Here is an 11,963-nt window from a genome sequence, read left to right as displayed (position 1 = left end):
GGGTCGCAGGCTCAACTCTGGAAAATCAAGACCTTCTCATGATCTGGGCGCACAAAGACATGACTGGCTGTCGCAGGTATATGTGCAGCGGTGCGCAGCCGAAGGCTCGTTGCCCCATCCTCGTTGCGCACAAGCAACTCTTCCGTTTCGCCGAGAAATGTCCGCGCCTCGATGAAGCAATGGAGATCATCCTCAACCACCTCGTCTTGCGATACGATCTTCAAGTCGCCCGGGCGCAGATAAAGGCTCATACTTGCATCAGGCTGCAATGTTTCAGGCGCGGGAAATAAACCGATAGGCGTCTTTATCGTCCGGCCGTGCAACTCTCCTTGAATGACATTGAAGTCACAGAAAAAATCTGCTGCATAACGACTTTGCGGCCGATCATGCAAATCACGCGCGGTTCCGCTCTGCACAATTTCTCCACCGCGCATCAACACAACGCGATCGCCCGTCGAAAGAGCTTCTTCGGCTTCATGCGTGACGATGATCGCTGTCGTATTGAGAGAACGCAGCAATGCGACGGTCTCGCGGCGGATTTTGGCACGCAGGCCGCGATCAAGATTGGAAAAAGGTTCATCCATCAACAAAAGATCGGGTTTGGGCGCGAGCGCGCGGATGAGCGCCACGCGCTGCTGCTCGCCACCCGAAAGCATGTGCGGATAGCGATCCGCCATCGATGCCAAGCCAACCAGATCGAGAAGTTCACGCACCCTTTCCCCCGCCGCATCCCGGCCAAGCCGGCGCAGGCCAAAGCGGACATTCTCACTGACGGTGAGATGCGGAAACAGCGCATAATCCTGAAACACAACGCCGATATTGCGCTTTTCCGGCTCGATGAACTGCGAATGTGAGACCAGATCGCGTCCGTTCATGGTCAAGGTGCCGTGGTCCGGCACATCGATACCGGCAATGATTCGCAGCATCGAGGTTTTGCCGCAGCCCGAATGCCCAACGAGGCAGATAATCTCACCGCTCTGCACTTCAAGCGATACATCATTGAGGGCAACCACATCGCCGAAACAGCGTGAGACGCCCGAAAGGGCCAGCGCGGTTGTGCTGTTCGCTATCCGCAGTCGCGGCTCCTCATATCGGTCATGTGCATTCATGTCAGATCAGGTTTCCATTTCTTCCGGTTCCTTATAACGGCGGTTTACACCGAGCGCCATAAAAACCGGACTGAAATGCTCAACAACGTTTAAACGCTGGGTTTGGGATGGAGGAGTTGTTGAATGGCAAAAGAAATCGGAGCATGGTCACTACGTTTAGCATAGCCACCTTTCAGGAGAGCAATATGGGCCCGGTCACCGACAAGCTCACCACAGTGAACGTTCTGCCGCGTGAAACCCGGGTCGCGATTATCGGCGGCGGCATCATTGGGGTTTCCACCGCGCTGTTTCTGGCCGAACGCGGCATTCCGGTCGCGCTGTTCGAAAAAGGCGAAATTGCAGGTGAGCAGTCGAGCCGCAACTGGGGCTGGTGCCGACGCACCGGACGCGACAGTCGCGAAATGCCGCTGATCAATGAGAGCATGCGGCTCTGGGAAGGCATGAACCAGCGGACTGGCCGGGAAACCGGCTTTCGCATAACCGGCATCGCCTATGCTGCCGATAAGCCCGAACAGCTGGCGCGCTTTGAGGAGTGGATCGCAATTGCGCGTGCCCATGGTATTGAAACGAGGCTTTTGAATGGAAATGACATTCAAGAGCTCGCCCCCGGCCTCACCCGCCGTCTCGTGGGCGGCATGCTGACACCGCTCGACGGTCGCGCCGAACCGCAGAAAGCCGTTCCGGCCTTTGCCGCCAAGGCTCAGCAAGACGGTGCCGTCATCGTACAAAACTGTGCGGTGCGCGACATAGAAACCACCAATGGCCGGATTGCGGCAGTCCTGACCGAAAAGGGTTCGGTTAAATGCGATACTGTGGTGGTTGCAGGCGGTGCTTGGTCAAGGCTGATCCTCTCAGCCTTCGAAACCCGGCTACCGCAACTCAAAGTCCGCTCCTCGGTCTTTCGTACAGCGCCCATTGACGGCGGCGTTGAACCAGCAATCGCTTTTTCCGACTTTGCTCTACGCAAGAGGCTTGATGGCGGTTACACGGTTGCAAGCCTGACCGGCTCCATCGCCGATATTGCACCCGACAATTTCCGGTTTTTTCGCGACTTCATTCCTTCGCTTTCATCGGAATGGCGTTCTTTACGCTTTCGCTTCGGAAAACAATTCTTCGAGGAAGCGCTACAATGGAAATTGCGCCCCGCTGATCAGATCTCGATTTTCGAAAAAATCCGCGTACTCGATCCAAAACCGCATCGCCCCACCAATGCGGCGATCCTCACAAAACTGAAAGAAGCGTTTCCCGCTTTCGCATCCGCCACCATCGCACAGCAATGGGCAGGCTATATCGACACAATGCCCGACATTATTCCGGTCATCTCACCGGTGCCAGGCACGGAAGGACTGATTGTCGCCACCGGTTTTTCCGGTCATGGATTTGGCATCGGACCGGGCGCAGGACGTCTTGTCGCCGATATGGCGAGTGGTGAAACGCCCATTGTCGATCCGACACCTTTCCACATTTCACGGTTTTCAGACGGCTCCAAGCTTCGTATTGAAAACTGGGGCTGATCGTTATTCAATCACGCCGCAGGCAAGACGCGCTCCGCCGCCGCCCAGCGGCTTAGGTTCATCGGAATAATTGTCGCCACCAACGTGAATCATCAGTGAACGTCCTTTAATCTCGTCCAGCGATTTAAGATGCGGAGCGACAACCGAAGTTTCAATCTTGCCGTCAGCGTCTGCCCTCAGCAATGGAAGGTCGCCAAGATGGCCATCGCCTTCCGGGCCATGGTGGCTTTTGGTCTCTGCGGGGTCATAATGCCCGCCTGCCGCATGGGCGGGAACGGTCTTCCCATCTTCTTCGCCCGGTGCACAGCTGCCGTTCTGATGAACATGGAAGCCATGTTCGCCGACCTTTATGCCCGTAAGTGCGGGCGTAAATTTCAATCCGTCTGGTGTCTGCGAGATCGCTATCGTGCCGAGCACCTTGCCCTGCCCCGTCGGCAGCGCTTCAAACATTTTGACAGTCAGTCCCTGCGCCTGAGCCGCAGTAGCAATAAACACGATTGTTGCATTCAAAATCAGTCTGCGCATTTTAAACTCCAATATTTATTATTTTAAACTCCAATATTTATTAAAGAAGCATAACGCTGGGAAAAGCAAAAGGTTCACTGTTGCCGGGCATTTCTGAGACTGAATAAGATTCCTTTTTACTTTTCTTTAGAAAGATAAAATTTCCCATTCATAAAATTACGTAAAAATCCTTTTCCGCTTGCGATTCCGTATTGTGACGCTTTAAAGAAGCCCTCAGTTTGGGCTGACATACTGAGGCAGCTCTTTAAAAAATGGATATAAAGATGACTGTCGCTCAAGCGGTAATCCCGCAGAAAAATTCCGCGCGCCGCGTTCTGGCCGCAAGCATGATCGGCACCACGATCGAATTCTTTGATTTTTATATTTACGCCACCGCTGCGGTGATTGTATTCCCGCATCTTTTCTTCCCGGCAAGCGATGGCAACTCAGCATTGCTCCAGTCGCTGGCCACATTCGCGATTGCGTTTTTTGCCCGTCCTATTGGTGGTGCATTGTTCGGCCATTTCGGTGACAAAATCGGCCGCAAGGCAACGCTGGTTGCTGCACTCATGACCATGGGTATTTCGACGGTCGCCATCGGCTTCCTGCCGACATACGCGTCCATCGGTGTCTGGGCGCCGCTGCTGTTGGCGCTTTGCCGTCTCGGACAGGGGCTTGGCCTTGGTGGAGAGTGGGGTGGCGCGGTGTTGCTTGCAACTGAAAATGCGCCAAAAGGCAAGCGTACCTGGTACGGCATGTTCCCGCAGCTCGGCGCGCCAGTCGGCTTCATCCTGGCAACCGGCATCTTTCTTGTGCTGGCTGAAACGCTCACGGAAGATCAGTTCTTCCTCTTTGGATGGCGTATTCCTTTCGTCGCCAGCGCGATACTCGTCGCTGTCGGCCTGTTTATCCGCCTGAAGATCGCCGAGACACCGGAATTCCAGAAGGCTATCGACAAGGCTGAACGCGTCGAAGTACCCGTCGCAACACTTTTCAAAGATCACAAGCGCAATCTCTTTCTCGGCACCATTGCCGCCGTCGCGACCTTCGTGCTGTTTTATCTCATGACGGTATTTTCGCTCGGCTGGGGTACGCGGGCGCTTGGCTATAGCCGCGAGGAATTCCTGATCCTTCAGATGATCGGTGTAATCTTCTTCGGCCTCACCATTCCGGTGTCAGCCTTGCTTTCCGACCGTTACGGCATGCGCCCAGTGATGATTGTGGTCACGCTTGCGATCGGTCTCTATGGCCTGATCATGGCTCCGCTTTTTGCCGGTGGCACCGCTGGTGTCCTGGCTTTCCTTATCATTGGCTTTGGCCTGATGGGCATGACCTATGGTCCGATCGGCGCAGCACTCGCCAGTCCGTTCCCGACATCGGTTCGCTATACCGGCGCATCGCTGACCTTCAATCTGGCTGGAATTCTCGGCGCTTCTGTCGCGCCCTATATCGCGACATGGCTCGCAACCCATTATAGCTTCGACTATGTCGGTTACTACATGATGACCGCCGCAGCCGTTTCGCTTGTCGGCTTTGCGTTCCTATCGTTCCAGCGCGAACGATAGACGCAACTCGGTTCGCAAAAGAAAAAGCCCGCGGGAAGCAATTCCCGCGGGCTTTTCTTGTTCAGTTCATGGGAATGTCATTCCGTGTCAGCAGCTTCCAGCGCAATCGCCACCGACTGTATTATCGAGGCGAAGCGCACCGCCGTCTGAATGACTTCGCTCGTCACATTGGCCTTGCGCAGCACGTCTTCATGCGCATCGATGCACATCCCACAGCCGTTGATGGCGGAAACCGCCAGCGACCAGAGTTCGAAATCGATCTTGTCCACGCCCGGATTGCCGATCACGTTCATGCGCAGCTTGGCCGGCATGGTGCGGTATTCTTTGTTGGAGGCAAGATGCACGAAGCGATAATAAATATTGTTCATGCCCATGATGGAGGCTGCAGCCTTTGCGGCCTGAATGACCGAGACATCAACCTTGGAAGCGGCTTCGGCAACAAGCGCCTTGCGCAGATCATCATTGCGCGCGGCAATGGCACAGGCCACGAACAAGCCATATTTCTGCTGCGGGGTCAGCGTTTCATCGCTGGCCATTGACGACAGGTTGAGACGGACATCCTTGGCGAAATCCGGGATTTTTGACTTCAGATCATCGATCGACATGGAACCCTCTTGTATGAATTGTAGATAAAAGAAAGGCGGGATCAAACCCGCCTTTGTGTCAAACCGTAAAAGCGATCAAGCGGCCTTGAGTGTCTCGCCACCGACTTCGCGGTTGCAAGGGCAAAGCTCGTCGGTCTGAAGCGCATCAAGAACGCGCAGCGTATCCTTCGGTGCGCGACCGACATTGAGGTTGGTCGCATAAACGTGCTGGATCGTGTTGTCGGGATCGACCACGAAAGTGTAGCGGTAAGCGACGCCATCCGGCGAACGCACGCCCAGGCCGTCGACCAGCGAACCGTTGGTGTCGGCGAACGACCAGATCGGCAGCTTGTCGAGGTCCTTGTGATCACGGCGCCATGCAAGCTTGACGAATTCATTATCGGTGGAACCGCCAAGAACGACGGCATCACGGTCTTCGAAATCCGAAGCCAGGCGCGCGAATTCAGCGATTTCCGTCGGGCACACAAAAGTGAAATCCTTCGGGTAGAAGAAGATGATCTTCCACTTGCCGTCGAAGCTTCGTTCTGTCAGTTCCTCGAAGGCAGAAACGCCGTTTTCTTCATGGTGATTAAAACCAGGCTTCACACCTGTAACCGTGAAAGAGGGGAGCTTGTCGCCAATACCGAGCATCTTGTACCTGCCTGTAAATCTCGTTTTATGCAGAAAATTCAAAACTTTCAGAAATTTCTGCTTGCGAGTCCTGTATACTCCTGTTGTACTCATCGGTCAAAGCGATTATTACGATCATTGGTATCGTTTTTAACGATAAGAGGCCTGTATAATTCCATGCTTAATATCAGCGTGCGTCAACTCCATTATTTTCTCTCACTGGTACAAGCGGGTTCTTTTTCGAGAGCCGCAGAAGCGGTCGGTGTCACGCAATCGACGCTCAGTGCCGCCATCCAGGCGTTGGAAGCGGAACTGGGCGTAACGCTCATCGACCGAACCGGCAGGCGCATGCAATTATTGCCGGCGGGCGAGGATTTTTTGGCGCGCGCGCGTAATATCGTGGCCCTGATCGAAGAACTACCGGAACAGGCGCAACAGGCGCAACGACCATTGACCACCCGGCTGCGCCTTGGTGTCATTCCCTCCATAGCACCCTTTCTGCTGCCGAAAGTCCTGCCGGAGACCGCACAGCTTTTTCCCGAACTGCAATTGAGCGTCCGCGAGGGATTGACGCGAATGCTGCTCGACAACCTGCGTTCAGGGTCACTCGATGTTGCGCTCGTCGCCCATCCTTATGATCTTCATGATTTTGAAATAGCAGAGATCGGCGAGGACCCGTTCTTCCTTGCCGTGCGCCGTGATCACGCGCTGGCCAACCGCGCCCATATAGATGCAAGCGACCTCGCAGATCAGCCTGTCCTTCTTCTCGAATCCGGCCACTGTCTGCGCGAGCACGTCATGGCGGCCATTGGATCACAACCGACACAATCGGGTAGCGACGTACATGCCACCAGCATCACAACACTGGTGCAACTGGTACAGTTCGGAATGGGCGTCACCCTGCTGCCGAACCTTGCCATCAAGGCTGGCGTCACGCGCGGCACCGATTTGAGCCTCATTCCCTATGAGGGCAATAATAATTCACGTTCACTGGTTCTCGCATGGCGCAGCAATGCAGCACGGCGCAAGGAATTCCAGCTTTTTGCTGAACACCTTCGCGATCATTGCATGGACAATACTCTATAAAATACCCCAGGCGCGAAAACGCCCGCGCCCGGTAATCTCGCGCAAATTAAGGTCGCCGATAAGCTTCAATGCGCCGGGGCCAGTGACCTGCAATTGCTTCTCCACCATCTGGCTTGAGACCAGTGGGTTCGCCAACACCATTTCCATCAGTTGCGGCAGGCGCGAATTTGACCTGCGGCCTTTCAGCTTGCGCTGCATCTGTTCGCGCGCCAGCATCAGCCGGTCGTGTTCTTTCATACCGGCTTCGGCTGCTTCTTCAATTGATGCAAAAAACGTCCTCAAACGGATAAGCCGGTTGGGCGAGCGGCGTTCGTCCGGCCTTTTGTTACGAAGCCCCAGACTTATCGTCGGCAAATGGTTGAGGCCTACGCCCGCTTCGCGCAGGAATGCGGCGGTCAGAAGCCTGCCGATCCACGGTGAACGCTGGACAACCTCCATTGAAAACCACGCGTCATGCATGATTGCTGCACGCAGAAGAGATGGCAGACGGTCGGTTGCGTCAAAACAGGCGCGCCATTCTTTCAAGCGCTCATCTTCCTCCCAGCCATCCTCGTAAATCAGGGACGCGCGTGCGGGTTCCTGCTTTCTAGCCGCAACCTTGCCCGTCAAAAGCGCGTCGGTGCGCGCCAGCAGCGCATCTATATCGTCAAGCAGCGGGTCCCCCACTGCGAGTGGATCTCCTTCCTCACTGCTTGCTATGTATGGCTCCGGCTCCGGCGCAACAGGCGTGGTTGGGTCTATGCCCAATAACTGGCTTAGACCTGTATCACTCATTGCCCAGTTCGCGCGGCGTCCGGCAATCTGTCGACGCATCCGCAGAACCGCATGCGCGAGCGTCAGGGCATGGCTCGGCGTCCGACTATCCATCAGAGCGTCATGGAGAACCAGATCCTCCAGATGCACCAACTCACCGTCAAGCCACATGGATGCAATTGCATCCTGCATGTGTAGACGTTGTACCATGCCAACGCCCACCGGCGAGCGACCAAGTCGCTCGTCGAGCCGGGTGAGTGCTGCCGTCGCCCTACTTATCGGCAGCATTAGGTCTTGGAGCGGCAGGTTGTCGATTTCGTAAGCCATGTCCCGATATCGCAGTCGATTGCGGAAAAGGCAAACCGAAATCAGCCGATTGCCATCAGGCTGGCATTACCGCCAGCAGCCGTGGTGTTGATCGAGGTTGAGACCTCCTCCAGCAACCAGTTGAGGCAATAGGCATCATCGCGTGTTGCCAGTTCTTCAGACGATGCCGCCTGTACCAGCACCAGCGGCCCGGGAAGACCAGCAATCTTGCCATTGATCGCCTTGATACGGTCAGCCTCCCCCTCGATCAAGGCACCGGCAAAAGGCGCATCCGCTGCCCAGTCCGTGCTCCACACGATACGGTTGCCAAGGCTCGCCGGAAGCCCCTTGAGACTGTCCTTAAGACCGCAGGCGTCGTCGATTGCCACTTCATTGCCGGTCGCAAGGGCTGCGATCAACTGTCTGTAAAGCCCGGTTTCGCTTTCGGGCACCAGAAGCACGCGTCCGCGTGGATGCAGCGCATAGAGATTGCGCTCACCAACAGGACCGACAAGCTCGATATCAAGACCGAGCGCCGAAATGCTTCCGGTTTCACGCGCGGCCTGCGCCAGAGCGTTCATGCCGCGATTGCCAAGCCATTTTGCGAAATCTTTCAGCCCGCCGTCGATATGCACCGATGCATGGCGTGGGGGGATGGGTGCGGTCTCGACCAGTCGTCCAAGATAAAGCGGCCCACCCGCCTTCGGACCCGTACCCGACAGTCCGCGACCGCCAAAGGGCTGTACGCCGACGACCGCACCAATCACGTTACGATTGATATAGATATTGCCAACCCGAATGCGTCCTGTCACGGCTGCAATGGTTTCATCAAGGCGCGTATGCAGCCCAAAGGTCAGACCGTAGCCAGTGGCATTGATATCGTCGATCAGCCGTTCCATATCGTCACGCTTGTAGCGCACCACATGCAGGACCGGGCCGAACACTTCGCGCTTGAGATCGGCAAGCTTTTCAATCTCGATGATCGTCGGAGCAACGAAGGTGCCCGTGCTGCAATCATCTGGAAGCGGTAACTGCTCGACCTTGCGGCCAAGTTCACGCATGGCGGCAACATGCTTTTCGATGATCGTTTTTGCTTCGCCCGTGATGACTGGACCGATATCGACCTTGAGCTGATCGGTGCGGCCAATGGACAATTCGCGCAACGCACCTTTCAGCATCGAAAGAATCCGGTCCGCCACTTCTTCCTGAAGGCAAAGCACGCGCAATGCCGAGCAGCGCTGTCCGGCACTGTCAAAGGCGGATCCGATCACATCGAACACCACCTGTTCGGCGAGTGCGGATGAATCGACGATCATCGCGTTCTGACCACCGGTTTCGGCAATCAGCGGGATCGGCTTGCCATTGGGCAGCAGACGTTCGGCCAGCTGTGCCTGAATAAGCCGCGCCACATCGGTCGAGCCTGTAAACATCACGCCGCAGGTTTCAGGCGCTGCGACAAGGGCCGCACCGATCCGTCCATCCCCTGGCAGAAGCTGCAAGGCTTCCAGCGGAATGCCCGCCTCGTGCAGAATGCGCACACCCTGTGCTGCAATGAGCGGGGTTTCCTCGGCGGGCTTTGCAAGAACCGGATTGCCCGCAACGAGGGCCGCCGCGATCTGGCCGGTGAAAATTGCCAGCGGGAAATTCCACGGGCTGATGCAAACGACAGGACCAAGCGGCTTGTGACCAACGCCCAACGTGCGCCGCGTCTGCTCCGCATAGTAGCGCAGGAAATCGATGGCTTCGCGTACTTCTGCAATGGCGTTGGGCATGGATTTTCCTGCTTCGCGCATCACGAGACCAAGCAGCTCCGGCATATCACGCTGCATGATGTCAGCGGCCCGCTCCAGACATTCAGCGCGGGAAACAGCCGGTGTCGCAGACCAGCTTGCCACGGCCTTGGCCGAAGCACTCATGGCCTTTGTCACATCACCTTCGGCAATTTCAGTTACTGTACCAACCACATCGGAATGGTCGCCAGGGTTGAGAACCGGTCGGCTTTCGCCCTTCACTTTCGCGCCCGCCACCTCAGGCGTTGCACTCCATTTGCGTGCAGCGCTGGCTTTCAAAACCGCGCTTAAACTGGCAAGCGTCTCCTCATTGGAAAGATCAAAACCAGACGAATTGCGCCTTGCACCATAAAGGTCCTTTGGCAGCGAAATCTGGTCGTGAACGGCCCCTACCACGGCCATGGAGCGCACTACGTCGACTGGATCGGCCACCAGTTCATCGACCGAAACGCCTTCATCGCCAATCCGGTGAACAAAGGAGGAATTGGCACCGTTTTCAAGTAAACGCCGCACGAGATAAGCAAGCAGCGTTTCATGCGTACCGACGGGTGCATATATACGCGCCGGACGGCCAAGCTTTTGCGGCCCCACCACCTCATCATAAAGCGGCTCGCCCATACCATGCAGGCACTGGAACTCGAATTTTCCGGTTTTAAAAGCGGGACCGGCCAGATGATAGATGGTCGCCAATGTCTGCGCATTGTGGGTGGCAAATTGCGGAAAGACGGCATCAGTTGCCGCCAAGAGCTTGCGCGCGCAGGCGATATAGGAAATGTCGGTATGCACTTTACGCGTATAGACCGGAAAATCGTCCAGCCCATCCACCTGTGCACGCTTGATCTCTGCATCCCAGTAAGCGCCCTTGACCAGTCGTACCATGACGCGGCGTTTGGTGCGCCGCGCCATATCTATGATGAAATCGAGCACGAAAGGGCAGCGCTTGCCATAGGCCTGCACCACAAAACCGATGCCTTCCCAATTGCTTAGATCAGGATCTTCACAAAGGTTCTGCAACAGATCGAGTGAGAGTTCAAGCCGGTCAGCTTCTTCGGCGTCAATATTGAGACCTATATCATATTTCTTGGCAAGGGCCGCGAGCGCCTTCACCTTGGGCAGCAATTCGTCCACAACGCGTTCGCTTTGCGCACGAACATAACGCGGATGCAGGGCTGAAAGCTTGATGGAAATGCCCGGACCGTCATAAATACCCCGGCCCGCCGATGCGCGTCCGATGGCATGAATGGCCACTTCGTAATCGCGATAATAGCGCTCGGCGTCTGCAGCCGTGGTCGCCGCCTCGCCCAGCATGTCATAGGAATAGCGAAAGCCACGCTCTTCCAGAGCCTTGGCGCGTTTCAGCGCCTCATCGATGGTTTCGCCGGTGACGAATTGTTCGCCCATCATACGCATGGCCATATCGACACCGCGCCGGATGACCGGCTCGCCGCAACGTGCAATCAGTCGCGTCAACGCTGCCGAAAGCCCGTTATCATTGACGGTGTTCGTGAGCTTGCCAGTGACAACCAGCCCCCATGTGGCAGCGTTGACAAACAATGAACGACCGCCGCCGATATGCGATTTCCAGTTGCCATTCGAGATCTTGTCGCGGATCAGCGCATCACGCGTCGCCCTGTCGGGAATGCGCAGAAGTGCTTCGGCGAGACACATCAGCGCCACACCTTCCTCACTCGACAGGGAATATTCATGTACCAAACCTTCGACGCCCGACCCCTTATGCTTGGCGCGCAATGCCTCTATCAGCTTGCGCGCCGTGGCGCGGATGTCTTTGGCTGTGGCTTCCGGCAGGGTTGCCTGTTCGATGAGCGCTGAAACGCATTCGCTCTCCGGCTTGCGGTACGCGGCGGTAATCGCTTTACGAAGCGGGCTTTGCGCGCGGATCGGCGGCGCAAAATCCTGGAATACCGTATCGGCCGGCGCGGGAATTTTGTCGATCATAGTGCACATCTCACAACTAAGGAGGTCTGGTAAGCGAGATCCGGGCACATCCTCCCCGATCCTCCACTTTGTAGCAAGTACACTACCACTGAGCCAAATTGCATTCTGCCTTTATTAGGTCCATATAAAGGAAAAATGATCTTATTCTAAGCCGAGTGAAAGGCAT

At 56.0% G+C, this 11,963-nt stretch carries 9 protein-coding genes; 3 read left to right on the top strand and 6 right to left on the bottom strand.

From position 1 onward, the window contains the following. Window positions 1–11: 11 nt before the first annotated feature. Complete coding sequence (locus tag AAIB41_RS14100; RefSeq protein WP_343315910.1) at window positions 12–1,109, bottom strand: ABC transporter ATP-binding protein; 1,098 nt, start codon at window positions 1,107–1,109, stop codon at window positions 12–14. Between the two features lie 185 nt (window positions 1,110–1,294). Here AAIB41_RS14100 and AAIB41_RS14095 point away from each other — a divergent pair, with 185 nt between their 5' ends. Next, complete coding sequence (locus AAIB41_RS14095) at window positions 1,295–2,623, top strand: FAD-binding oxidoreductase (protein WP_343315909.1); 1,329 nt, start codon at window positions 1,295–1,297, stop codon at window positions 2,621–2,623. Between the two features lie 3 nt (window positions 2,624–2,626). On the opposite strand, the gene sodC is transcribed toward AAIB41_RS14095, so the two are convergent. Next, complete coding sequence (gene sodC, locus AAIB41_RS14090; protein WP_343315908.1) at window positions 2,627–3,148, bottom strand: superoxide dismutase [Cu-Zn] SodC; 522 nt, start codon at window positions 3,146–3,148, stop codon at window positions 2,627–2,629. A 263-nt stretch (window positions 3,149–3,411) separates the two neighbouring features. Here sodC and AAIB41_RS14085 point away from each other — a divergent pair, with 263 nt between their 5' ends. Further along, window positions 3,412–4,692 carry an MFS transporter gene (locus AAIB41_RS14085; RefSeq protein WP_343315907.1) on the top strand — a complete coding sequence of 427 codons (1,281 nt, stop codon included), beginning with the start codon at window positions 3,412–3,414 and terminating at the stop codon, window positions 4,690–4,692. 77 nt (window positions 4,693–4,769) lie between these two features. On the opposite strand, the gene AAIB41_RS14080 is transcribed toward AAIB41_RS14085, so the two are convergent. Together AAIB41_RS14080 and AAIB41_RS14075 are read right to left on the bottom strand one after the other, a co-directional pair. Then, on the bottom strand, window positions 4,770–5,297 hold the full coding sequence (locus AAIB41_RS14080; protein WP_343315906.1) for a carboxymuconolactone decarboxylase family protein: 528 nt from the start codon (window positions 5,295–5,297) through the stop codon (window positions 4,770–4,772). A gap of 75 nt (window positions 5,298–5,372) precedes the next feature. Continuing rightward, on the bottom strand, window positions 5,373–5,927 hold the full coding sequence (locus AAIB41_RS14075; protein ID WP_343315905.1) for a peroxiredoxin: 555 nt from the start codon (window positions 5,925–5,927) through the stop codon (window positions 5,373–5,375). 156 nt (window positions 5,928–6,083) lie between these two features. On the opposite strand from AAIB41_RS14075, the gene AAIB41_RS14070 reads away from it, so the two are divergent. After that, window positions 6,084–6,992: a hydrogen peroxide-inducible genes activator gene (locus AAIB41_RS14070; protein WP_343315904.1), complete on the top strand. Its 909-nt coding sequence runs from the start codon at window positions 6,084–6,086 to the stop codon at window positions 6,990–6,992. On the opposite strand, the gene AAIB41_RS14065 is transcribed toward AAIB41_RS14070, so the two are convergent. Beyond that, window positions 6,987–8,072, bottom strand: a complete 1,086-nt coding sequence (locus AAIB41_RS14065) for an RHE_PE00001 family protein (RefSeq protein WP_343315903.1) — start codon at window positions 8,070–8,072, stop codon at window positions 6,987–6,989. The two genes, AAIB41_RS14070 and AAIB41_RS14065, sit on opposite strands and share 6 nt — an antisense overlap. Window positions 8,073–8,113: 41 nt before the next feature. After that, window positions 8,114–11,797, bottom strand: a complete 3,684-nt coding sequence (gene putA / locus AAIB41_RS14060; RefSeq protein WP_343315902.1) for a trifunctional transcriptional regulator/proline dehydrogenase/L-glutamate gamma-semialdehyde dehydrogenase — start codon at window positions 11,795–11,797, stop codon at window positions 8,114–8,116. Window positions 11,798–11,963 lie beyond the last annotated feature (166 nt).

This window comes from Brucella sp. BE17, from assembly GCF_039545455.1.
Lineage (GTDB): Bacteria > Pseudomonadota > Alphaproteobacteria > Rhizobiales > Rhizobiaceae > Brucella.
The sequence above is the reverse complement of the archived record's forward strand: the minus strand, read 5'-3'. Positions and strand labels throughout refer to the sequence as shown.